Origin of the sequence: Paenibacillus sp. FSL W7-1279 (assembly GCF_037969845.1) — a bacterium.
In the GTDB taxonomy this organism is placed as follows: domain Bacteria; phylum Bacillota; class Bacilli; order Paenibacillales; family Paenibacillaceae; genus Paenibacillus_AQ.
The window spans coordinates 6,333,634-6,357,240 of the sequence record NZ_CP150215.1; the positions used below are offsets into that span (position 1 = coordinate 6,333,634).

Genomic DNA, 23,607 nt, shown 5'->3' on the forward strand with positions numbered 1-23,607 from the left:
TTAAAGAGATAATATAGCGTGGGTAACCTAAGCCGCTTCCAGCGGCGTTTTTCTTGCGAATCGGCGCTCACCTTCTTATCTCTTGAGAAAGGAAGAAATTTATGAAAAAGCTCGTCATTCTCGGCGGAGGCTATGGTGGTCTTGCCCTAATTCAAGAATTATTCAGCAGCTATCTTCCTCCGGACGTGGAGGTCGTGCTCATCGACCGCATGCCATACCAAGGACTCAAAACCGAATACTACGCGCTGGCAGCAGGCACCGTGGCCGATACCGCCGTTCGTGTTAAATTCCCGGTGTATGACCGCCTCCAAATTGTATATGGTGAAGTCACATCCATCGATCTAGAGAAGAGGCTTGTTAACCTGACGAACAACGATCCCGTGGAATACGACCAACTCGCCATTGCTCTGGGATGTACGGACCGTTATCATGGCGTACCGGGCGCAGAAGAATTCACGTTTAGCCTGCAATCTTTTTCTGCATCCCGGGAAACCTATTTGCACCTGAACAACCTCAGACCTTATGGTCATGTTCATATCATTGGCGGAGGCTTAAGCGGCATCGAACTCGCTGCCGATCTTCGTGAAAGCCGGCCTGACCTTAATATCGCCATTTTGGACCGGGGACAACGGGTACTTTCTTCTTTTCCTAACCGTTTGTCTGCTTATATTCATCGCTGGTTTGAGGAACACCATGTGGATATCCACAGCGGGGTTTCCGTATCCCGAGTTGAGAAGGATGCCGTGTACAATCTGGATGTGCCTATCGCAACCGACCTGGCCGTATGGACGGCAGGCATTCAGCCCGTAAAGGTCGTACAGGATCTCGATCTGCCAAAAGACCGCAGCGGACGCATTCTGCTGAACGAGTGGTATCAGGTTCCGTCCCATCCGGAAGTGTACGTGATCGGTGACTGCGCCAGCCTTCCGTTCGTCCCAAGCGCGCAGGCAGCCGGGGCTCAAGCCGAGCAAGTGGGACATGTCATGAAAGCCTTATGGCGTGATGATACGCCAAAGGTATCTCCGCTGAAGCTCAAGGGAACCCTCGGCTCCCTCGGCAAACATGCGGGCTTTGGTCTCATGGGCAGCACGTCGGTGCTGGGACGGGTACCAAGAATATTGAAGAGCGGCGTTCTCTGGAAATCCAAGCGTCATTACTAGCAACGAACAGACTGCAGTCGCTATGTTCTTCCTTACGGAAATGCCAGGTATCCGGCGTCAGTTTTCCTCTTCGCTGTCCTGAAAGCTTTCCAGTCTGGCTATGACAACGTCAAGCAGCTCTTCAGCCGTGGGGGCCTCGACCCATTCGCCATCCACATAAGCGAAGGGCATCAGGTAGCACTGGCCGCAGCTGGTCAGGCAGCCGTATTCGATGACTTGACAATCGTACTTGGCTTCAAGCGTCTGCAGAACTTTATCCGTTCCGAAATAGGAATTGCTTGTGCAAAACTCAATGATAATGGACATTGTTATTAGACCTGCCTTAAGATTGGCATTTTATTTTGCCGGTTTATGTACTATAATATAGGGAGGAAAGGAGTTGAACAAGATGAGTGAAAACACGCAAACCACTGTATATGATGAAGTGGCTGAAGTGCTTGATAAACTTCGTCCGTTCCTTCAGCGCGACGGCGGTGACGTGGAACTGGTTGACGTTGAAGACGGCATCGTTAAGCTGAAATTGATGGGTGCATGCGGTAGCTGCCCTAGCTCCACCATTACTCTGAAAGCAGGGATCGAACGCGCCCTGGTTGAAGAAGTAGAAGGCATTCAAGAAGTAGTTCAAGTATTCTAAATCTTCTTTAACTATAAAGAGTCTTGGTTTCCCTCGTGGAACCAAGACTCTTTTTTTGAAATTAAAGAATATATAAGTTTTCAGCGGAGCATAAGCAATTCTTTAACTGCAATGATATGTTTAGGGAGCCCCGCAAAGTAAAAAGAATTTGGAATTAGCATAGCAGCATGGACTCCACTTTGTGGCGTCATTTTAGGTTATTCCGGTTTAATCAACGGACGGATCGGATCCAGCCCGCCGGATATATCCATGATATTGCCGGTAATGAAATCCGACTTATCCAGGCATAAATATTCGATCACCCTGGCGACGTCCTCCCCGCTTCCCGATCGTCCGCGCGGGGTCAGCCCGTCTTGGATGCCCGATACCTCATCGATAGTCTTCTCCTTGTTGGCTCCGCGAATATCCCCCGGACAGATCATGTTCACGGTGATTCCATACGGGGCTTCTTCCACCGCAAGGGTCTTCGTAAAGGATACCAGGCCCACTTTAGCGGCAGCGTAGGCTGAACGCTGAGGCCACGCGCGGGCTTCCCCGGCATGCCCGAACCCAAAGTGGATGATGCGTCCCCACTTTTTCTCCCGCATGGCAGGCAGAACACGGTGGTCCAGCAGCATGACGCCGGTTAAATTGCCATTCACCATATGTACGATTTCGTCGCGGCTGTACTCCGAGAATAGACGACGTTCCCGAATGAACGGCCCTGCGTTGTTCACCAGGATATCGATGCTTCCCAGCTGCTCCTCCGTCTGATCCACCAATGAATACAGCTCACGCTCGCTGGCGATATCGGCTTTAATCGCAATGGACTTCACGCCAAACCCCTCGATTTCGCGGGAGAGCGCTTCCGCTTCATCCTTGCTGTTTACATAATTTATAGCCAAATGACATCCCTGCCGGGCTAACGACAGCGCCGTCATTTTCCCTAATCCTGTCGCACTGCCTGTAATCAGCGCCACTTTTCCCTTCAAGGCTTTCCCTCCTCAGATGGATATCCTTCCTTCAGTATAAAAGATTTGATATGGCCTAACAACTTGCAAACCCGGCAGAAGGGCCCATTATACAAAAAAAGAAAGGGATTATCCATAAAGACCCACGGTCTTTTGGATAATGCCCTCTCTTCTCGAATACGATGAAACTTATGTTCAGCATCATCGAGCCTTGGTGCTCGAATTAGAATGCCGGAATGACAGCACCTTTGTACTCTTCTTCAATAAAGGTCTTCACGTCCTCGGAAGTCAGCGCCTTCGCCAATTTTTGAATGGCGTCGGAGTCCTTGTTGTCCGGACGAGCTACCAGCAGATTGGCGTAAGGGTTCTCTTTGTCTTCGATAAAGAGAGCATCCTTTGTTGGATCCAGTCCCGCTTCAAGCGCGTAGTTCGTGTTGATGACAGCCAGATCCAGCTCATCGAGCATACGCGGCAGCATCGCGGCTTCAACTTCTTTGAACTCCAGGTTCTTCGGATTTTCCACGATATCCTTAGCGGTAGCTTCAAGCTTGGTTTCATCCTGCAGCTTAATGACGCCATTCTTGGACAGCAGGGTCAATGCACGGCCCGCATTCGATGGGTCACTTGGGATCGCCACAACGGCTCCATCCTTCAGCTCATCGGCCGATTTAATCGTTCTGGAGTATGCACCCAGCGGCTCCACATGCACGGCGATCACGGACTCCAGGTCCAGTTTGCGCTCTTTGATTTCATTATCCAGGTAAGGCTTATGTTGGAAGAAATTCGCGTCGATTTCCTTGGAATCCACTTGCGTATTAGGCAGCAGATAATCCGTAAATTCCACGATTTCCAGGTTCACGCCTTCCTTTTCAAGCGCCGGTTTGATATGCTCCAAAATTTTGGCGTGTGGTGAAGGCGAAGCACCTACTTTCAAGGTTACGGTCTCTTGAGCGCCGCCTCCTGTTGTTCCCCCTGGCTCAGCCGCGTTATCCGCAGGCTTGCTGCCGCACGCAGCCAGCACCGTAACCAATGTCAAGCTGATCAATGCCAATGTCCATTTTTTCATTTTAAAAACTCTCCCTCCGAAAATATATTATTTTTTTATATTGTCTTCCTTGATGCCTCATCCATTCCGTTATTTTCTTGTAAAATGTCGGACCAAGCGATCTCCTGCCATTTGCAGCAGTTGTACCAGCACAATCATTAATACGACGGCCAGAATCATAATCTCGGTCTCATAACGGTAATATCCATACTTGATGGCCAAATCGCCCAACCCGCCGCCGCCGACTTGACCGGACATCGCGGTATACGAGACCAGGGTTACAATCGTAATGGTCATCCCAGCCAGCAAACCCGGGCGAGCCTCCGGAAGGAGAACCCTCCATATGATTTGGCTTGTCGAGGAGCCCATGGCATGAGCCGCTTCAATGACCCCTTTGTCCACCTCATTCAAGGCGGTTTCCACGAGTCTGGCGAAGAATGGCGCCGCGCCTATCACGAGCGGTGGAATGGTTCCCAGCACGCCATAAGAAACACCCACAAGCGATTTCGTAATCGGAATCATCGCAACGATCAGGATAATGAACGGAATCGAACGCAGGATGTTCACAATGAACGACAGGATCGAGTATCCGAAGCGTACCAGGCCGGATGTGGATCTAGCGGCCATGTAGAGCAGCACGCCAATCGGCAGTCCGATAATGAAGCTGAACAATGCCGATGCCCCCAGCATCCGAAGGGTATCCAAGGTTGCCGTCCATATTTCTTTCCAGTCGATCTGGGTAAAATCGAGTTCGAACATTAATGAATCACCTCCACGTCTAATCCTTGCTCAAGGAGCTTCCGAATCGTATCTTCAATAGCGCCCTCTTCCCCTTCAAAACGGACAATGAGTTGGCCGTACGGCGTTTCTTTGATCGTGGAAATGGTACCCTGCAGAATTGCAAAATTCACGCCCGTCTCATGGACGGTATGGGACAGAATTGATTCGTACGTTTTCGATCCAAGGAACGTAATCTGCACCGCCCTTGAAGGTCCGTTTGTCTGTCCCTGGATGGCCAGCCGGAGCGCTTCGCCGCTGTCCATCTCCTGACGGATAAATTCCTGGGTTACCTCATGCTTCGGCTTCAGGAACACTTCCGTTACCGGCCCTTGCTCCACGATGCCGCCTTGATGAATGACGGCGACCCGGTCGCATATGCTCTGAATCACATGCATTTCATGGGTAATCAGCACGATCGTCAGATGAAACTTTTTGTTAATGTCCAGCAGCAGGCGCAGGATCGAATCCGTCGTCTGCGGGTCAAGAGCCGAAGTGGCTTCGTCGCACAGCAGTACTTCCGGATCACTCGCGAGCGCTCTGGCGATGCCCACCCGCTGCTTCTGGCCCCCAGATAGCTGAGACGGGTACTTGTCCCGATGCGCCTCGAGCCCGACCAAGGCCAACAACTCGGATACTTTACGTTCCAGTTCGGCGTTCGGCGTCTTGATCAGACGCAGCGGAAACGCAATGTTATCGTACACCGTCGCCGATGACAACAGGTTAAAGTGCTGAAAAATCATGCCGATTTTGCGGCGTTCCGCCTGAAGCTGCTTCTTGCCAAGCGACGTTAAGTTCTTACCGTTCACCCACACCTCGCCCGAGGTAGGACGCTCCAACAAATTGATACAACGGATCAATGTACTTTTACCTGCACCGGAGTGTCCGATCACTCCGAAAATTTCTCCTTTTTCAATCGACAAATCCAATTCGGACAACGCAGTTGTTAAAGTTCCGGCTTTTCCGTACTGTTTCGTCAATTGCTTGAGCTCAATCAATCCGATAATCCTCCTTTTTCCATAGCTTCATATCTATTTACCCAAAAGAAAAGAGCCTCTTTTTGTAGAATCAAAAAGGGCCCTCTTTACGTAAAAGTCAACGCCTTTTCTCATCTGTCAAAGCCAAAGGATATCCTGTAGCTTTGAAGGAATTAGCACCATGTCACTCCATGCGTCATCGCGTTAAGCAATTACACGCTGGAGTCGGTTGCCGGGCTTCATCGGGCCTGTCCCTCCGCCTCTCTCGATAAGAAAACATCGATATGAAATTTTTCCGATTAATTTGATCTGATTTGATAACATTTAATGAATGCAATAGTTAGTATAGATTCTTTTCAGGTTTTTGTCAAAAGGAATTTCATGGCGATTTTGTGCCTAAGTCCTGACTCCATTTTTCGCCCAAAGCTTGTTCGTATATTTATAAGAGGCCGCCAGACTCCGGCATACCATATCAACGCCCTGTTTGAGATCGTCCAGGTGCTGGCCGATATCCTCCAGCTCGATCTTGTCCGACAGTCCTTGATGACGCTGCCACAAATCATCCTGCATCTCGGAATTCATGTAATGGATTTCGGCGTTGCGCCGTTTCCGGAGGGTGTTCAGCGGTGTTTTGTAACGATCCTTGATCTCCTCCAGCTCTTTGGCCAGCTCTCCGTGGGCCTTCAGGAATTTAAACTGCCGCAGGACCGTAAAATAAGAGAAATGCGCCTTCACCTTGGAGGTATGAAGATCATACAAATCGTTCAACACCGTCCCCAGCTTGTCAAGGATCGAAAATACGCGGATGAAGCCGTTTTTGTAAAAATACACATACCGCTGATATTCCCCTTGCTCCTGAATCGACATGTCATCGATGTAACCCGATTGGATCGATTGGCTGAAATGCCGGGCCGCATTCCAGCTCTGTTCCAGCTCATCCAGGGAAACGATCAACCCCCGGGTCCAAATCTCAAGCTTGCGAAAATCATGCGTCGGATCCTGATTTTTCTCCATTTCCTTCTGCAGCAGCCGGGTTGTTTGGACCATCGATTCAATGGCTTCCTCAAGCAGGCCGTTATTCTGCCGGGGCTGTTCCCCAAGTAGCATTCGAAGCATGGCGGTACCCCCTCGCGTCATCAGATTAACCTTGGTTCTTGGATCGCTATTTGCCAAAATAGGGATTCCACCGCGTTTCAACCGTTTTCACGATATCCTCACGCGGGAATAACTCATCCGGGTATCCCGGTTTCATTCGTTCATCCATCAGGGGATTGTTCTTATAGGATGCCCCCGAAACGACCAGACAACCCCCATCTCCTTGATATCGGACACGTCTTGCGGATGGCTTGGTTATCATCGGCTCCCCCTTACTATACAACAAAGCCCTCGAGGCAAGCTCGGGGACTTTGCATAAAAGATGTTGCCTGAAATTCGATCTTTTTTTTGCTTTTTTTCTTATACGATCTTTTCGCTTGGCATGCTATGATCCGGCCGCATTTCGGCTTTAACCGGCCTGCTGAGCTGCCAAACCCTGACACTTAAATAACACAGTACGCCGAATAAGGCGGAGATCAACAAGGTATGCCCCAGTGCGGAGAATACGTAAACCTCCTCGTTATGCATCGTTGCCATAATGAGGGCGCCGCTGAACACCTGCAGCAGGCAGAGCACGGTTGCCGAGATGCCCAGCATCTGGATCTCCCGGTTGTCGCGGTTGCGCCAATATGCAAAATGCCCCATCACCGCCACAACGATCAGCAGCAGAAGCGCCGCCACGCGGTGCATAAAGGCGATGCCTACCCCTCCGCTCAGCTCCGGTATCACTTCCCCGTTACACAGCGGCCAGCCGGAGCACCCTTCCCGGGAATCGGTATGGCTCACGAATGCACCGATATAAACCACGATGTAACTGTACAAGGTTGTGCCCCATACTAAATTACGGAAGCCCTTGCTTACCCGAGGCAGACGCTCCAAGTCTACGGGCCCCTTCGCCTGTTCTACCCGCCGCATACCCAAAGCCAGCATGACAGAGCTAGCAAAGGCAATCAGCGAGAAGCCAAAATGCAGCGCCATAATCGCAGCCGATTGAGGCTTAACCACCGCAAGCGCACCCATGATCGCCTGTACAATAACGAATACCGAGGTCCCGATAACATAAGCCATCAAATCCCGGCGATCCCGCTTGTACTTCCAGAACGCAATCAGCGAAGCGAGCGCCGCCAAACCCGCCATTCCACTAACGGCCCGGTGTGAATACTCAATCATGGAGGATACCGTGTAAGCGGGAACAAATTTACCGTTGCACAGCGGCCACTCCTGACCGCAACCGAGTCCCGAGCCCGTCTTTGTCACAACCATGCCACCGAACGTCGCGCAGAACATAACTAAGCATGTTATGTAACTCAGCCATTTTAGTTGTTTATCATTCACTTATCTCACCTGCTGCTCCTAATCATTCACTATTTAAACCTTTACAGGATCGCATCGTACACAGTCCACATTTCATTATACCTGATTCTGCCGCCACGGTCACTTGAGCGATTGTGACAAAATGTTCAAAAATGAGAAAAACCTTCATGATCCAGGTACTTGACTTCATCGCCATATCTCTATTCGATATATAAAACAACACCGCCGCCAATTATAGATCAAGGCGGCGGTGCTATGGTCACCCTTACTTATGAATCGTACTGTATACGTCCACGGCACGCTGCAGGAAATCTTCAATTTCCTCGCGCGATTTGCGGAGTTTGTTAACATAGCGAACCAGCTCGCGTCCATCGGAGTATGCAACAAAGCTGGGGATACCCAAAATATTTTGCTGCTGACTCACGTCACCGACAGCATCGACGTCAACCTCTACCAGAGTCAATTGGTTTGAGAACTTCGTCTCAACCTCCGGCATGAATGGATCGATAAACTTGCAATCGCCGCACCAGTCTGCTTTAAATACGGCAACAGTCAGTCGCGGAGACTGGATTGCAACCTGAAATTCTGCTTCCGAAGTGATTTTTTCCATTGATTATCTCCCCTTTACGTCGAGTTCCTTCACCCTTAGTGAATCAAAATGTTGAGTGGAAGTCAAATTTTAGAGCATACTGACATTATGATGTTCACAGACAGGGATTAACCATCAGAAAGTGCAGGTGACCCCCGAATGCACTCGAACGGAGTCAAAAATAAAAAAAACCAGGGCAAGGATGTATGGTCATGGGCGTCAGCCATTCCGCAGGCCCTGACAGAATCATGGTCGGGGATGATTGCATCATGGCGATTCTCCTTAAAGCTCCGGACAAGCAGACACGAATTGCAATGGGACCCTGCAGCGGTAAGGGGAATTCGCGTAAAGCTCAAGGAAATCCTATACTCCCATCCCTATCTGCAGCAGAGCGTTACCCCGTTTCTGTTCCCTTCCATGCAAGGGTATAGCGATATTCGGATTCATGAACCAGGTGCAGATGTTCAGCTATCCCAAGAAGAGCAGCAGTTGATTCATCATATTCAGGAGGCCGCAGCCGCAGCCAACCGGAGCAACGTAACGCGTACGCAAGCCTATTTGGACTGTTATATATCGCATCCTGAGCTGCATTGGGCTTTGCTGGCCCATATGGTATCGCGTAATGCCGGGTGGAATATGAGCGATCTGAAAGGCGGATTGATGTCGGATCTCACGGATCCGACATTCAAGAGCAATCTGTACCGTTTCCTGGAGCGCTGCAATGCGCTGATTTTCCAGGACGCCTACCCCCAGCTGCTTCTCTATATACACAGTCGAAATAAAGGCAAGCCCCTATTTCATTTACTCCCCCACTTTCATGTTTCATCGTTCATGACACCGTTCTGGGAACAGTTCTGGCAGGATCAGAGCAGTTCGCTGCTTACGGTGGCACTCATCATTAATGAACAGAACTATATTGAGGGGCGTGTGGCGAGACATCCTTTTTACCAACAACATATTCTGGAGAATCCCTTCTTTCGGATGCATGAGCTGACCCGGTTGAATCAAATCGTGTTTCCGCTGGGTCAAGTCCAACGAACAGAGTCGGGGGAAAGCGCTGGGCCAAAGCTCCTATCCCCAACCAGGCCACTGGCCGGACTTACCATCCCCAAGTTTGACGACCTGTCCATTCGGATCAAGGCTGGCCGTTCGCTGTATGCTTTATTGTTTGGGTATGAGGAGATTTACCGCGCTGTGCTGGCCTTCGCGCGATCCACCAAGCACCAAGGATCGCGCGCTGAATACTGGCCGGGCTTATTTACGCCGACCCTTGAGCAAGCCATGAATCATGGCCACGCGGGATCTGACCTCATCACTTCCGAATGGCTCCCGGGTGGCCAACGTCTGTACAGCCCTTATCTTGAGGAGATCTGGGAGGATGACCCCCCCGAGCCGATTCCCCGGTACGACTGGTTTCAGGGCCGTGCGATGTTTAGGCATATCCGCAAACCGTTACGGCCGCTGCTGCCGGATATTACCCACGCCCATCGGGCCGCTCTGGAGAAAACCTCCATCGTGCATGATGTGTCTGATCAGTTCCATCCGCATTAAAATGAAAAGAGACCGTCCCGATACTGCAAGGAAGGTCTCTTTTCGGTTCTATTTACAAGATAAGTGAAACTTAGTCTATGTCTCTATCCCCGCTCCCGCATACGTGCAGGCTGCAGTCTCATAAGCGGACGGAACACCTTCTGCAGTAGGCGCGGGTAACTGCTCAGCTCCGATTGCCGCAATACGCCAAACACCACCAGCAGGACAAGATATATAATGACTACGGCCACGCCTACAACCAGGCAAGTCAGCAGGAATGCCAACCGTGCCGGCATGACATCGACCATTTGAATACCGGCCAGATTCAGGCCATATCCGATTCCCCCGGCAGCAATCACCGTCAGCACGAAGCCCGTCCAGCGTTTGCCCAGGATGGAGAAGGATACAATCCTTTTAATCGATCTTATATTCAGTATCGTAATGACAAGGAAACAGAGCGCCGTGCTCCCTATGATCCCGTAGATTCCAAAGAACGGAGCAAGCAGGAAGCTGGCTGCAAGCTTGACCACAACCCCAACCATCACGTGAATCATCGAGAGCTTGGCCTTGCCGATTCCGAGAAGAATGGAATTTGTGGTCATCATCGTGATTTGGAAAATCGTACCGAACGTCAGAAATCCAATAATCCCGCTGCCGCCCAAGGAACTGAACAGCAAACCATTAATGGAATAGGATGCCACGCATAGCGCAATCACCATCGGCATGCCTGTTAAAATGGCAATACGCATAGCCAGCGATACTTGCTGTTCCAGATGCTCCTGATCTTTCTTCGCAAACGCTGCAGAGATGATCGGAATGAGCGAGGTGCTCAGGGCAATGGCTAGAATCGGCGGAATCCCCGCGACGCTCTGCGCCCGATTTCCCAGTACAGCGAGGGCTGCAGTCGCCTGTTCCAAACCAATCTGTCCGATCAACAGCGGCTTGACGATCGAGCTGTCAATAAAGTAAACAGCCGGAACCGCCAGGGAAGACAGCACAATCGGTATAGACAACGTGAATATATCCCGGTATATCCCGCCAAGCGGAATGGAACGGTCCGCTGCCGGCATCTTGAGCTCACGATCACTTCGACGAAGTTTAACCGTGAAGTACAGCATGACTGCAAATGCTCCGATACTGCCGAGTACGCCCCCGAAGGAGGCGCCGGCTGCAATCCAGGTATCGTCGTAACCCATCCGCAGCAGCACATAGGCCAAACCGATCGCTGTCACAACCCGTGCAATCTGCTCAATAATCTGCGATATGCCGCCAGCCGCCATATTATTGCGTCCCTGGAAGTATCCCCGCATCATGGCGATGGCCGGAAACAGCAGCAGCGCTGGGGCCAATGCCTGAATGGCCGCGGCGGCCTCCGGCTGCTTAGCAATATGGGTAGCATAATAAGGGGCTCCGAAATAAAGCAGCAGCGTCATGACAACGCCTGCTGCTCCGGCAAAAATAAGCGCAGCATGATAGACACGACGGGCCTCCGCTGGCTTGTTCAAAGCATGGCGCTCAGATACCATTTTACTGAGCGTGCTGGGAATGCCGGCCGTTGCTACCGTTAACAGCATTAAATACACGGCATTGGCGATCGTAAATGAGGCATCCCCTATATCATCCAGCATATGCTCCAGCGGCACCCGCTGGACGAGCCCCAGTACTCGGGCTACCAACGCAGCAGCGGCCAAGATGATCGTACCTTTAATAAATGACTCTTTCTTTGACAAAACCGTACCCTTCTTTCTCCTCCAAAGCGCCTCTTACAGCGATTCCTAAGCGTCTATTAGAAAATCCAAATGAAGAAAATAACAATCATCGCGAGCTGTAAAATAACCTTCACCACAATGCTGCTGAACAATCCAATGACCGATCCGAATCCAACCTTCATGGATTTGCTCGGTCCCGAACCTGCCAGCATTTCACCCAAAAATGCTCCGAGGAACGGTCCGATAATCAATCCAAAAGCGGGAATAACGAACGGCCCGATAATTAAACCGATGGTGCTGCCCCATATCGAGGCTTTGGAACCGCCGAGCTTCTTAACCCCCCAGGCGTTAACCGCATAATCGGCAATGAAGAGCACCACCAGAATGATGGTCTGAATAATCCAGAACCATGAATTGTAATGCTCGAATGTAAAGAACCAGCCGTAAACGAACAGCGCCAGATAAATGGCGACAACCCCCGGCAGAATAGGGTAAATCGCTCCGGCCATCCCAATGATAAACAGAGCGATAACGATAATCCAGCCCAATATGTCCATCAACATCTCACCTTTCGATCAAAATATGATCCCTGATGACCTCAACGATGCCGTCCTCATTGTTGCTGGAAACCACAAGGTCCGCTTCATCCTTAACCGTCTGCTGGGCATTGCCCATCGCCACGCCGAGGCCGGCCTGCTGAATCACAGCCAGGTCGTTCAAGCTGTCGCCTACGGCTACGACTTCGGACATGCTAATGCCGAGCAGCTCGCACACCTGTCCGATTCCGGTCGCTTTGTTAACGCCCTGCGGATTGATTTCCAGGTTATCCGGCGAGGAGTTCGTGATCTCCAGTCCGCCCATATCCTGCAGGCGCATCAAAATGTTGTGACGCACCTCATGATCATTCGTGGTGTAACCGAATTTCAGCCATTCCTGATTCGCGATATCGTCGGTCCAGTTCTCAGAGTTATACAATCTTTCTACTGAATACGCCCAGAACCATGATCCGGTTTCAATGGCCAGTGCGTGCATTTGCTCCACGAGCTTGCTGTCGAGCAATGCGCGGCGGTGTAATTCATATGGCGCACGCCATACCTCGCCTCCGTTCACCGTTACCATCGGTGTCGTCAGTTCAAGCTGTTTGGCATACGGATACGCGTCCTGAAACGGCCGGCCTGTCGATAGACAGACATGAATGCCGTGCCCTACCGCTTCCTTGATCCACTTCACCGTTTCCTCAGACACTTCATGATCGTCCCGCAGCAGCGTACCGTCCATATCCAGTGCCAACAATCGATATTTATGTTTCATGGTATTAACCCCCTTACGAATCACAAGCAAACATAACGACATTTTACCACAAAAGGCATGGCGTCAAAACATTTCCCCTATGAATAGCCGCCCCGGACATGCCAAAACTGAGGTAACGCTAGTCTCAAGTAGTATTTCCCAAGCTCTCGAACAAAGCACACGACCCTTGAAATAAATGAGCAGTGTAAAAGAAAGAATATGAATACCTATATGCTACGATATTACTGAAGACAACCCCGAAAGGAGTCATAAAATTCATATGACCAAACTCAATGAGACACCTGTCGTGACGGCAGAGATGTTGATTCGAAGACCCGTTTCAGAAGTATTCGAGGCTTTCATCGATCCTGAGATTACAACCAAGTTCTGGTTTACCAAAAGCAGCGGCAAGCTGGAGGAAGGCAGCCATATTCGCTGGGATTGGGAGATGTACGGGGTCCATGATGACGTGTACGTTCAACATATCGAAGTCAATCACCGCATCGCGATCGAGTCTTCGGACCAGACCAAAACCGAGTGGACATTCACGCCACGGGGCGATCATGAGACCTTCGTTGCCATTACCCACTCCGGATTTACAGGCAATGCGGATGAAATGGTACAGGGAGCTATTGATTCCATGGGAGGATACACCATGGTACTCTGCGGCCTCAAAGCGCTGCTGGAGTTTAACGTCGTCCTTAATCTGGTGGCGGACAAAGCTCCAGACGCCCATGTGTAACGGATAAAAAAACGGCAGCCAACCCATTGAGGGCACTTGGCTGCCGTTTTTGAAAATATCCTCTTATTCGTTACTGCCATCCCCATTCTCACCCTCGGTTTTTTTAGGATGAGGCGTACCGTCGAGTCCGTAAATCTCGTCATACGCGTCAAAAATTTTACGGGCAACCGGCGCGGCACTCTGGGAACCGAAGCCTGCTTCCGGAATGACCACGGCGACGGCCAGCTTCGGATTTTGCCGTGGAGCAAAGGCGATGAACACCCCGTTCTCCACCCGGATCCGAGTACCGTTTTTATAAATATCCTGCTCGGATGTTCCTGTCTTCCGTGCAAAATCATATTTAAAATCTTCAAATGCTCGAAGTCCTTGCGTATTCATCCCTGCAATGACTTCATTCCAGTACTGCTCTGGGAATTCCGCTTTATTTAATACCTCGCGTTTGAATTCCTTGATCACATTGCCGTCCTGATCCACAATCTTGCTCGCAAGCTGCGGCCGAATGCGTTCTCCCCGATTGGCAAGCGTGCTGGCATACTGCGCCAATTGGAGCGTCGTATATTTACCGGACTGTCCGAAGGAGGCGTACGCCATGGCAGCCAGATAACTCCCCGCCTGCTCGATGTTGGTATATTCGATGATGCCTTTATGCTCCTTCGGCAGACCGGATTCGGTTGATACCCCAAGCCCGAATTTCTTCATGTACTTATCCCATACATCAACGGATTCGGAGCCGTACTTGTTGTACAGCTTTTCCCCAATCCAGTCAACCATAAAGGCATTGGAGGAATGCTCGATCGCTTTTCTTGCGTTCAGGGACCCGTAGGCTTTACCGCCGGAGTTCCGAACCCTCGTATTATCTTTACCGAAGAATGCAGCACCTGAATCAGGATAGTAATCGTTCGGCCCAAACAAGTTTTCGTTAAGCCCGATGAGCACCGACAAAGGTTTCATCGTGGAGCCGAGCAGCACGACCGATTCCAGATTGTTGCCGGAGCGCCCGGAACTGTACGGAGAGATCGTACCGTTGCCGTAATACTTCATGACGGTTTCCCAATCGTCGGTTCCATTCTCCCATACGTTGGGGTCATAGTCCGGCATGCTGGCCATGGCGACAATGTTGCCGGTATCCACTTCCATCGCTACCGCATAACCCGTGAGCGCATTCGGATGCGTTTTGCCGGAAACCGGATTGGCGTGCAGCCATTTCAGCTGATCGATGATCGCCTGCTGCGTAGCTTTTTGGATGTCCTTATGAATCGTCGTATGGATGTTGTAACCCTTCTCCGGGGCAATCATGGTCGGTACCCCGTCCGCCATGTTCTGCGGATTAATCGGAATGCCGATATATCCGTTCTTGCCGCGCAGCTCATCCTGGAACATCATTTCGAGTCCGTCTACGCCGACCTTCTCCTGCTCCGTGTAGATAAGTCCCGGATCCTTTTGCTTCTTGTTCTGCTCATCGATCTCCTTATATTTATCCAGTGTCTTAATGCCTCGGAACTCTTTCAAATAACCAATCGTTTGAACGGCGATTTTGTCCGGGTTGTATTGACGCTGGCTCTCTTCCACGACCTCGACTCCGGGATACTCGTTCTTATGCTCCATAAAGTAAGCCACTTCTTTAGTTGAGAGATTCGCCTTAATGCGTCTTGGCTCATAACCCGGCTGCTTGTTAAACTCCAGGTCCAACGCTTTGATCACATCATCCACCGTTAGCTTCTCTGCTTTCGGATCACCGTATTGATCGAAGACCCTGACCATTTCCTCGGCCAGCTTTTCGATTTCCGGACGGTTCTTCTTCCCTCGTTCGGATGAACTGTAATCCTTTAACAGCGTTAAATACAGTGCTTGGGAGGGTGTCGAGTAGGCAAGCGGCGTTCCGGAAGCATCAATGATGCTGCCCCGGATCGGCTGAAGCGGGAAATTTTTAACCTGTCCGCCGGTTTCGAGCTCTTTTAGCTCAGGTCCTTCAACAAACTGCAGTATAGCAAGGCGTATAATAATGACACAGAATATGATAAAAGTGCTGAAAAAAAATAGATTAACCCGCAAGTTAAACTGACTGCCGGCATCTTGTTCTTCTTGTTTGCGCTTATCCGGCCTAAACCCTTTCACGTATGCTTCTCCCCTTTATCCACAATCACATAAACCCATATTAACATAAACGCCCCCCCACTTCATCTGGAAGGGCCCTCCTGATGAGAAAGGGCGGACTTCCCTTGCTCCAAAGTCCGCCCTTCTCCATATCAACACACGATCAAAACACCTGCTCCTTAATATGCGTTTCATTAAAGCGAGGCGGGTTAAACCAGTTTCCGCTCTGTGCCCAGGTCGGGTCCAGCGGTATCCATCGCTTCTCTTCACTCAAGTAGACCTCATTCCAGGCATGCGGACCATAACCGCCTTGGCCATTATATCCCCTGCCGGTTACGACCCGGACTTTCAGATCCTGAGACCGGGCCATCATGGCATACAGCCGGGCATAATCAATGCACACGCCTAACCTGGTGTCATACGTATCCTGCGGTGTCTGCTCTTTCCATATCCGCTGCTCTTCGTACAAGGTCACTTTGTCGTGATCATATGTTATCCGGCTGCCAACCCAATCATAGAGCTTTCGCGCTTTCTCTTCATCGGTTGACGAACCCTTTACAACATGGGCTGCCGTCTGCTCAATGCCCTCGGGAATCTTGTGGTCGATGACCTCATACTTCCGCTGAATGATCCCGTTCAATTCTTCCTGAACCGATTGGGTAAAGACCGGCAGCTTCTCGCGGACGAGAGAGCCCGATAAAGGCTCTATTACTGCCTTCGCCCCCTGTTGATAAACGGGTGAAGCCTCAACGTACCGGCTAAAGCCGTGATCGGGATTCAAACTGACGTAGATGAATAAGATCGCAATAACAATAATGCTCCGCGCTGCGCCCATGATGACGCCAATTCCCGCACCTGTTAGCCGGCTCAGCAGCGATGCCGATGTATCTTTTCTCGTTTCGAAGAGTCCCAGCCTGCCTCCCATAATCAGGGACACGAGCAGACGCAGCATAAATACGATAAGGGCGTAACTTAACATAAACAGCACCGCAAACCGCAGCAGCGGGAAATCCGCCAGCGATTTTACGGCTGTATAATAAATCTGTTCCCAGAAGCGCAGCTCTCGATTCGGTAAAGTGGAGACCGTACCCAGCCAATCGCCTACTTTAGGTGATAACCATAATGTAAAAGGAACGGAGATCGCAAGCCCGACCAGGCGCAGCACCGCATCCCCCAGAAAAAAAACAAGCTTCCCGGCTGACCGGGAGGCTCCGCGACTCCATCCCTGTATTAGTGAAAAAGCCACAATCAGCAGCAGCAAGATGGTGATTCCGTTTCCACCCAGCACACTATCCTTCCATGCCGACATCAACGGTATCCCCTCCTCTCCCCATGATGTCTTGTCAACCGATGTAATCGAGCTGCAGCACGAACAACGCTGCCGCCCTCGTACATTCGCTTCCGATTGCGTTGTTCTATCTTTTTTTATTTAGAGGCCGTATTGCTCTTGGCATCGTCGATAAAGTTCTGAATCGTATCGTTGATATCCCACTTCCCTACCGAAACTCCGCGGAAAGTCACTTCAACCTCTTCGGAATCGGCGCTTCCTTTCAGCTCCAGATTGGGAGCTTTAATGGAGTAGGTACCGTCCTCGTTCGAGGTATATTTCGCTTCCTTCGCTTCTTTCATCATCATGTTCAGCGCTTCTTTTTTTATCGTGTCTACCGTTTCTTCCTTCACCGTGGTTACAACCTCGCCGATTTTATCTAAGGAAATTCCGCTGTACACTAACAATCCCACGATAATAAGTACGGCCAGCGCCCACTTAATGACGGTTCTCACCACGTTCAGCACAATAAACAAGATAATTAAGGCGATGGCAATGACCAGCCAGTTTTGTTTGAGAAATTCAATCCAGACCTGAGTATCCAATACAATTCACTCCCGTTCATCGTTTCAAAAGCGGCGGTTCATGGCCGTCTTATTAATTATACATGATACCCCGCAAAGCTGTCAGCCAACCGGGTCTTTTCACAAAAAGGTATAAGCTTGCCCTTTCGAACGTACAAGTAGTAGTAACAATATCAACTTGCCGGATAGGAGGGTGCCATATTGAAAACCGCTTTATGGCTCTATATGTTTTTGTTTCTGGCGTTTTTTGATTTGCATGCTCAGTATCCTGTACTGACGCCTTTTGCCATCTCTCTTGGCGCAGCCCCTACGTTTATCGGCTGGATGATGGGCATTTATGCTCTGACCCATCTGCCTGGCAATCTGCTTGCAGGCAATCTGATCGATCGGCACGGCAGCAGACGCTACATTATTTTCAGCTTAACCGCCGCTGGTGTGATCCTGCTGCTCCAGGCTCATGTCCAATTGCCCTGGCAGCTGCTCGTGCTCCGCTCAATCAGCGGATTCGTTCTGGCCTTTTTGTCACCGGCCTGTCTGGCACTGCTTGCGTCACTCTCCCGGGATCCTGTTACGCAAGGCAAATATATGTCCGGTCATGGCGTAATACACACTCTTGCCTCCGTCTTGTCCCCGGCCGCCGGCGCTTTCATTGTAGCCAAAGCAGGATTTTCCGGTACATTCCAGAGTCTGGGCTGGCTTTTGATTTTCACCGGTTTGATGGCGTTTCTCAGTCTCCCGAAGCCTCTGTCAGCCACTGCTAAGGATAAAGGTCAGGCTGCTGTTCCGATCAACAACGGGGCACCGGCGCGGCTTCCTTTTAGCTTGCGTTTATATTTGATTCCGTTTGCTATCGCATGCTCTCAAGGAATCCTGTTTTTTGAAATACCGCTGCGAGAAAGCGGGCTGGCAAGCATTATGTCCACCGGACTTCTATTCTCCGTCATTAGTCTTGGAGCTTTGGTCACATTAAGCATGCTGTTTCTTAATCGTTATGCGCCCCATATCAGAGTAGCCATCGGCGTATTGGGGCTGGCGATTTGCTTCTACGCTCTGGCCGCAGCTGACCATGTACCGATTATGATCATCCTGTTTGCACTCGGGCTAGCTAAAGGATTGCTGTTTCCGGCATTATCCTCATTGTTCATCGAGCTAAGCGGCGGAGGCAGACTCGGGAAAGTATTCTCATTTCAATCCATCGCCATGTCGCTTGGTTCCTTTGTCGGCCCTATTGCGGCTGGACAGCTCCGAACGGTGGTGTCACCTTATTTCATCGCGTTTCTGATGCTGATGACCGTTCTGCTGCTGCTCCCCAAACGCAATCGTGAAGCCCCTTTAACGGCCATCTCACCGGAAGCCCCAATCTCAACCGTCTGAGGAAGCTGTATCTGGCTTGAGTCAGCGCCCAAAAAGATGCGGATGGGCCAACACACAGTCCATATGGGTAAATCCACATAAGATACAGTGTGGCAAATGACCACGTACATCTAACCAAGGGGTGAAGTAATCATGAGTCATGTTCATCATCATAAACATTGTCATACAGGAGGCCATGGAAATTCTGTAGGAATGGTTCTTGTATTGTATATTCTGCTCGTCATCATCTTGAGCTGTTTCTACTAGAATACATGGGTTAATCTTGTTGCGGCCATCCACTGGATGGCCGTTTATTTTGCCTGCTTTGCATGATCGGCAAGAAACAAGTTACACTATACATACACCATTCGACATATCCATCATTCGACGGCGGATTATCATTTCCCGGGGAATGCCGCCAAGGATCTCCGTATCATGACAGAGGTGAAAAAAGATGCCGATATTCATCATCGTAGAGGGTAAGAACGACAGGAGTCGACTACGCCGATTGCTGACATCAGATATAACCATCTTGTGCACGTTCGGAACGTTAAACACCGCCAAGCTTGAAAGCCTTCATAAACAGGTGAAGGATCAAGAGGTCTATCTTTTTATGGATAACGACAGCTCCGGCAAAAAAATTCGCGGTGCCCTGCGCGACATCTTTCCTGATGCCGAACAGATTTATACGCGCCGGGGTTACGCCGGAGTTGAAGGAACGCCTGACGAGTACCTGATTGCCCAGTTAGAGAAGGCCGGGCTGGAAGAGTTCATCATTTACCCGCCTCCTGCTGAATTCTGATGACCTTGTTTTAAAATAATAAAAAGGCGTCTCCATCCTTAACGATAGATCGCGCCTTTTGGTTTTACCTATAGGTTATTCCTTAATTAAGGACTTAATGTCCTTCACAATATCCTCGGTCTTCACTTCGGCCGGGTCTGCTGCATTATAAGTCTTCCGAATATTGTTGTCCCGGTCAACCAATGCAATGGAATTGCCATGCGTGAAATTCGTCGAGTTATTGCCGAGCAGCGGGATTTTGAAAGAGTCCTGCATCAGCTTCCGTGTTTCCTCCTGATCTCCACGAAGGAAGTACCAGCCGCTATAATCAGCATAGAAACGGTCCCCGAATTCCTTAATCTTCTCTTTTGTATCGGTTTCCGGATCAAAGGAGATGGACACGAAGTTAACCTCTTTACCGAAGAGGCCCTCTTTCTTCAAGTCTTCCTGTATTTGCGAAAGTACCAGTGTCGTAATCGGGCACACATCTGGGCAGCTGGTGAAATAGAAGTACATGAGCTTCACCTTGCCTTTGGTATCATCCGATGTGATCGTCTTTCCATCCACATTCTCCATGGAATAAGCGGCAACCTCACGAACGATAGGAAACTTTTCTTTTCCGAATCCCAGCGAATTGTATACCAGGTAAATTGCTGCTATTACACAGACAGCGAGTAGTACCCAAGTCCATTTGTAACGTTTGAATGCATTCATGACCTTCCCCGTTCTCCCTTCGTCTCAGGCAATCCCTGTTCTTATCAGGTTTAGTGTAGCGTTTAAGCCCTTCCACCTATTAAAAGGTGGTATTGAGTATGAGAACGATCAGGCTCAAGGTCAAGTAGTTGATGGAGATAATAAATACTTTTTTGGACCAAGCTTCATCGTCCTTGGCACGGAAACCTTGGAGTGCGGCGTAGAGCCACCAAACAGCCAGGAAGAGTCCGATAACCAGAAAAAAAATACCGGCGTACCCATACGTGTACATCAGAATAGGGATCGGAATAAGCAGCACCAGGTAAGGAATCATCTGATACTTCGTGCGTTTAATTCCTTTAACAACCGGCAATAACGGGAAGCCCGCTGCGCGATACTCTTCAACGCGGCGAATGCCCAGCGCCCAGAAATGTGGCGGCTGCCACAGAAACAGAAGTGCGAACAGCAGCACCGCAGCCATATCTACGCTTCCTGTCACGGCCACATAGCCGATCACCGGAGGCATCGCTCCGGAAATAGCGCCTACCGATGTGCTCCATGTTGATGAACGCTTTAGCCATAATGTGTATACCACAACGTATACGAACATTCCGATCGCTCCGAATATCCCGGCCAATACCCCTGAGAACAGGAATAACATAGCTAGTCCAACGACCCCAAGTATGATGGCATACCAAAGAACAACCTTAGGTGTCAGCCGTCCGGTTGGAAGTGAGCGATTCCGTGTGCGCTCCATCTTCATGTCGAGCTCTCTGTCGAAATAGTTATTGAAAACACAGGACGAAGCCATAACAAGCACGGTTCCGAGAAGTGTCATAATCATCAATCCAAATTGGATATCCCAACGCGATGCTAGCCAAAATCCGGCAAAAGCAGCTATCAAATTTGACCGGATGATTCCGGGCTTCGTCACCGTGATAAAATCTTTCCAAGTCCCCGCCTTATCGGGAGGTGCAGGCGCTGCCGAGGCAAGTGCTGCGGATTCTGAAGGAGCCTGGTATCTCAAGTGATTATCCACGTGTAAACGTTCCTCCTTGTATCTGTCGTTATGGAGGAAGTACTGCCTCCGCTATAAAGTTTATCATATCATTAGTAAAAAGTGTTTAGCAATCCTTCGGAATTCGTTCCATCTATATGACAATTCAGTGACATTTGGAAGCGATCTATTCTTGACGTTATGCCGTTGTTTAAGGCACAATTTGTCTATGTAGCAAAGGTGAGTGTCGATCCCGTAATATGAATACAAAGCCCGGAGCGCAATGATAGCGCTCCGGGCTTCCATACTCACGTTATGAGAAAGAGATTACAGCGTGCGGCCAGACCCCGAAAGAGCCTGTTCAGCTTGCTGTACCAAACGTTTTGTAATGTATCCACCCAGGGATCCTGTTTCACGGGAAGTATAGTTACCATAGTAACCGTCCTGAGGAATCGTTACGCCTAGTTCTTGAGCAGCCTCGAGTTTCAAACGTTGTAATGCTGCAGTAGCTTGAGGTACAACCAAATTGTTGCTGCGGCGTGCCATATTAAATATCTCCCTTCACTGAATGTCTGTTATTCCAGTGCAAGCTTGCAAACTTATTATGGCTCCTTCTTGCAACGTTATACGTATTTTTTAAATTTTTATCTTTGGAGGTTTTTTTCATATGAGTAAAGGCTTATCCCTATGGTTTGCGGTCTCTTCGATCGTCCTGCTGACCGCTTCGGCCATCTCCATCAGCTACAACGGATTTCTGGCCGTCGGTCTCGCTCTACTCTCCATTCTCAATATAGGCTGGGGATTCATCATCAAATCCAAACGCAAGCCTTCTTAAGGAAGCACCCTGCTTATTTACGAGCCAGAAAGCCCATCTTGTCCTTGACGCCATCCAGTATTTGAGCCGCAGTCTTCTGTGCCTGCTCTGCTCCCTTGGCCAGAATGTCATGGATCTCACCGGTTTGGCGAATTTCGTAGTATCTGTTTTGAAGTGGTTCCAGAGCGGCTACTACAACTTCGCCAAGCTCCTTCTTGAATGCCCCGTACATCTTTCCTTCAAAACGCGCCTGTACTTCCTGCAGGGATACTCCAGCGCACTCGGAATAAATGCTCATCAGATTGCTAACCTCTGGTTTAGCGGACGGATCATAGACCACTTCGGCCCCGGAGTCCGTTGTAGCCCGGCTGATTTTCTTGCGTATTTGATCCGGCGTGTCCAGCATCGCAATATAACTGCCCTCAACCGGATTACTTTTACTCATCTTTTTAGAAGCATCGTCCAGCGACATAATTCGTGCGCCTACCTCCGGAATGAACGGTTCCGGCATATTGAAGTAGGAACCAAACCGATGGTTGAACCGTGCAGCTAAATCGCGCGTGATTTCCAAATGCTGCTTCTGGTCATCCCCTACCGGTACCAGATTGGCATTATACAGCAATATGTCTGCAGCCATGAGCGCTGGATAGACAAACAAACCGGCTCCTACGGAATCTTTACCCTCCGATTTGTCCTTAAATTGTGTCATTCGTTCCAATTCGCCCATATTGACCATCGTTGTCATGATCCATCCCAGCTCGGCATGCTGAGGAACATGGGATTGAAGAAAAATATTAGCACGATTCGGGTCGATTCCGGCTGCAACGTACAGTGCCGCAACCGATTCGGAGCGATCTCTAAGCGAACTTGGCTCCTGCGGTACCGTAATGGCATGCAGATCGACGACCATAAAGTAACAATCATGCTCATCTTGGAGCTTAACGAAATTTTTAATGGCTCCGATGTAGTTGCCCAGTGTCAAATTGCCACTCGGCTGAATTCCCGATAATACAGTTTTCATGACTAGCCCTCCATTTATTTACAATATTCTTTAATCCAAAGTCTGCCCCGCTCAAGGAATTATATATGAACGCAAAAAGGCCTCACATCCGCAAGGGACGTGAGACCGTGGTGCCACCCTAATTCGCTGCAGTAAACTCTAATACTTAAGCTGCAGCCTTCCATTCTTGTAACGGAGAATACCCGGCCGGC

Annotated in this window: 26 protein-coding genes, 1 riboswitch and 1 other annotated feature (1 of these 28 only partly in view); of the genes, 7 read left to right on the forward strand and 19 right to left on the reverse strand. The window is 49.9% G+C overall.

Going from position 1 to position 23,607, the window contains the following annotated elements; all coding sequences use genetic code 11:
* The first annotated feature begins 101 nt into the window (after positions 1-101).
* Positions 102-1,160: an FAD-dependent oxidoreductase gene (locus MKY82_RS28690; RefSeq protein WP_339219825.1), complete on the forward strand. Its 1,059-nt coding sequence runs from the start codon at positions 102-104 to the stop codon at positions 1,158-1,160.
* Positions 1,161-1,217: 57 nt separating this feature from the next.
* Here MKY82_RS28690 and MKY82_RS28695 read toward each other — a convergent pair whose 3' ends face one another.
* A complete protein-coding gene (locus MKY82_RS28695; protein WP_194544540.1) occupies positions 1,218-1,466 on the reverse strand; it encodes a YuzB family protein in 249 nt (82 codons plus the stop codon).
* Positions 1,467-1,548: 82 nt separating this feature from the next.
* Here MKY82_RS28695 and MKY82_RS28700 point away from each other — a divergent pair, with 82 nt between their 5' ends.
* Positions 1,549-1,794 carry a NifU family protein gene (locus tag MKY82_RS28700; RefSeq protein WP_006212609.1) on the forward strand — a complete coding sequence of 82 codons (246 nt, stop codon included), beginning with the start codon at positions 1,549-1,551 and terminating at the stop codon, positions 1,792-1,794.
* Between the two features lie 197 nt (positions 1,795-1,991).
* Here MKY82_RS28700 and MKY82_RS28705 read toward each other — a convergent pair whose 3' ends face one another.
* The 8 genes from MKY82_RS28705 to MKY82_RS28740 all read right to left on the reverse strand — a co-directional run bounded on the left by MKY82_RS28705 (position 1,992) and on the right by MKY82_RS28740 (position 8,562).
* Positions 1,992-2,765: an SDR family oxidoreductase gene (locus MKY82_RS28705; RefSeq protein ID WP_071222395.1), complete on the reverse strand. Its 774-nt coding sequence runs from the start codon at positions 2,763-2,765 to the stop codon at positions 1,992-1,994.
* 202 nt (positions 2,766-2,967) lie between these two features.
* A complete protein-coding gene (locus MKY82_RS28710) occupies positions 2,968-3,810 on the reverse strand; it encodes a MetQ/NlpA family ABC transporter substrate-binding protein (protein ID WP_194544541.1) in 843 nt (280 codons plus the stop codon).
* 69 nt (positions 3,811-3,879) lie between these two features.
* Complete coding sequence (locus MKY82_RS28715) at positions 3,880-4,548, reverse strand: methionine ABC transporter permease (protein WP_194544542.1); 669 nt, start codon at positions 4,546-4,548, stop codon at positions 3,880-3,882.
* Positions 4,548-5,564: a methionine ABC transporter ATP-binding protein gene (locus MKY82_RS28720; RefSeq protein WP_194544543.1), complete on the reverse strand. Its 1,017-nt coding sequence runs from the start codon at positions 5,562-5,564 to the stop codon at positions 4,548-4,550. The genes MKY82_RS28715 and MKY82_RS28720 overlap by 1 nt, the downstream gene beginning before the upstream one ends.
* 107 nt (positions 5,565-5,671) lie before the next feature.
* Positions 5,672-5,818: riboswitch (SAM riboswitch) on the reverse strand.
* Between the two features lie 121 nt (positions 5,819-5,939).
* Positions 5,940-6,659, reverse strand: coding sequence for a Cthe_2314 family HEPN domain-containing protein (locus tag MKY82_RS28725; protein ID WP_071222391.1), 720 nt, complete (start codon positions 6,657-6,659; stop codon positions 5,940-5,942).
* A 46-nt stretch (positions 6,660-6,705) separates the two neighbouring features.
* The gene (locus MKY82_RS28730) at positions 6,706-6,900 is read right to left on the reverse strand and encodes a hypothetical protein (protein WP_194545161.1); all 195 of its coding nucleotides are present in this window, start codon (positions 6,898-6,900) and stop codon (positions 6,706-6,708) included.
* 98 nt (positions 6,901-6,998) lie between these two features.
* Positions 6,999-7,973, reverse strand: coding sequence for a heme A synthase (locus MKY82_RS28735; protein ID WP_194544544.1), 975 nt, complete (start codon positions 7,971-7,973; stop codon positions 6,999-7,001).
* A 244-nt stretch (positions 7,974-8,217) separates the two neighbouring features.
* Positions 8,218-8,562, reverse strand: a complete 345-nt coding sequence (locus tag MKY82_RS28740) for a thioredoxin family protein (protein WP_071222388.1) — start codon at positions 8,560-8,562, stop codon at positions 8,218-8,220.
* Between the two features lie 138 nt (positions 8,563-8,700).
* Between MKY82_RS28740 and MKY82_RS28745 the strand changes: the two genes are divergently transcribed.
* Entirely contained in the window at positions 8,701-10,092 is a 1,392-nt protein-coding gene (locus MKY82_RS28745; protein WP_220683910.1) for a DUF2515 family protein, read from the forward strand.
* 83 nt (positions 10,093-10,175) lie between these two features.
* On the opposite strand, the gene MKY82_RS28750 is transcribed toward MKY82_RS28745, so the two are convergent.
* From MKY82_RS28750 to MKY82_RS28760, 3 genes are read right to left on the reverse strand one after another with little or no spacing between them, the layout of a single operon-like run.
* A complete protein-coding gene (locus MKY82_RS28750; RefSeq protein ID WP_220683909.1) occupies positions 10,176-11,801 on the reverse strand; it encodes a polysaccharide biosynthesis protein in 1,626 nt (541 codons plus the stop codon).
* Between the two features lie 56 nt (positions 11,802-11,857).
* Positions 11,858-12,337 carry a DUF456 family protein gene (locus MKY82_RS28755; protein ID WP_071222385.1) on the reverse strand — a complete coding sequence of 160 codons (480 nt, stop codon included), beginning with the start codon at positions 12,335-12,337 and terminating at the stop codon, positions 11,858-11,860.
* A gap of 7 nt (positions 12,338-12,344) precedes the next feature.
* Positions 12,345-13,091 (reverse strand): Cof-type HAD-IIB family hydrolase, encoded by a 747-nt coding sequence (locus MKY82_RS28760; protein ID WP_220683908.1) that lies wholly within the window; start codon positions 13,089-13,091, stop codon positions 12,345-12,347.
* Between the two features lie 259 nt (positions 13,092-13,350).
* On the opposite strand from MKY82_RS28760, the gene MKY82_RS28765 reads away from it, so the two are divergent.
* The gene (locus MKY82_RS28765; RefSeq protein ID WP_220683907.1) at positions 13,351-13,812 is read left to right on the forward strand and encodes an SRPBCC family protein; all 462 of its coding nucleotides are present in this window, start codon (positions 13,351-13,353) and stop codon (positions 13,810-13,812) included.
* A 63-nt stretch (positions 13,813-13,875) separates the two neighbouring features.
* On the opposite strand, the gene MKY82_RS28770 is transcribed toward MKY82_RS28765, so the two are convergent.
* The 3 genes from MKY82_RS28770 to MKY82_RS28780 form a co-directional block, all read right to left on the reverse strand.
* A complete protein-coding gene (locus tag MKY82_RS28770; RefSeq protein ID WP_220683906.1) occupies positions 13,876-15,927 on the reverse strand; it encodes a penicillin-binding protein 2 in 2,052 nt (683 codons plus the stop codon).
* Positions 15,928-16,069: 142 nt separating this feature from the next.
* On the reverse strand, positions 16,070-17,218 hold the full coding sequence (locus MKY82_RS28775) for a transglutaminase domain-containing protein (protein ID WP_220683905.1): 1,149 nt from the start codon (positions 17,216-17,218) through the stop codon (positions 16,070-16,072).
* A 113-nt stretch (positions 17,219-17,331) separates the two neighbouring features.
* A complete protein-coding gene (locus tag MKY82_RS28780; protein WP_220683904.1) occupies positions 17,332-17,778 on the reverse strand; it encodes a hypothetical protein in 447 nt (148 codons plus the stop codon).
* A gap of 180 nt (positions 17,779-17,958) precedes the next feature.
* On the opposite strand from MKY82_RS28780, the gene MKY82_RS28785 reads away from it, so the two are divergent.
* Positions 17,959-19,131 carry an MFS transporter gene (locus MKY82_RS28785; RefSeq protein ID WP_220683903.1) on the forward strand — a complete coding sequence of 391 codons (1,173 nt, stop codon included), beginning with the start codon at positions 17,959-17,961 and terminating at the stop codon, positions 19,129-19,131.
* A gap of 433 nt (positions 19,132-19,564) precedes the next feature.
* Complete coding sequence (locus MKY82_RS28790) at positions 19,565-19,912, forward strand: toprim domain-containing protein (protein ID WP_071222378.1); 348 nt, start codon at positions 19,565-19,567, stop codon at positions 19,910-19,912.
* A gap of 75 nt (positions 19,913-19,987) precedes the next feature.
* Here MKY82_RS28790 and MKY82_RS28795 read toward each other — a convergent pair whose 3' ends face one another.
* The 3 genes from MKY82_RS28795 to MKY82_RS28805 form a co-directional block, all read right to left on the reverse strand.
* Positions 19,988-20,605 (reverse strand): SCO family protein, encoded by a 618-nt coding sequence (locus MKY82_RS28795; protein ID WP_220683902.1) that lies wholly within the window; start codon positions 20,603-20,605, stop codon positions 19,988-19,990.
* A gap of 79 nt (positions 20,606-20,684) precedes the next feature.
* On the reverse strand, positions 20,685-21,623 hold the full coding sequence (cyoE, locus tag MKY82_RS28800) for a heme o synthase (protein ID WP_071222376.1): 939 nt from the start codon (positions 21,621-21,623) through the stop codon (positions 20,685-20,687).
* Between the two features lie 285 nt (positions 21,624-21,908).
* Entirely contained in the window at positions 21,909-22,127 is a 219-nt protein-coding gene (locus MKY82_RS28805; RefSeq protein WP_015737431.1) for an alpha/beta-type small acid-soluble spore protein, read from the reverse strand.
* A 121-nt stretch (positions 22,128-22,248) separates the two neighbouring features.
* Between MKY82_RS28805 and MKY82_RS28810 the strand changes: the two genes are divergently transcribed.
* A complete protein-coding gene (locus MKY82_RS28810) occupies positions 22,249-22,416 on the forward strand; it encodes a hypothetical protein (protein WP_009592873.1) in 168 nt (55 codons plus the stop codon).
* Between the two features lie 13 nt (positions 22,417-22,429).
* On the opposite strand, the gene trpS is transcribed toward MKY82_RS28810, so the two are convergent.
* Positions 22,430-23,416 carry a tryptophan--tRNA ligase gene (gene trpS / locus MKY82_RS28815; RefSeq protein ID WP_071222375.1) on the reverse strand — a complete coding sequence of 329 codons (987 nt, stop codon included), beginning with the start codon at positions 23,414-23,416 and terminating at the stop codon, positions 22,430-22,432.
* A gap of 90 nt (positions 23,417-23,506) precedes the next feature.
* Positions 23,507-23,607, reverse strand: a binding site (T-box leader); it runs 143 nt beyond the window's last position.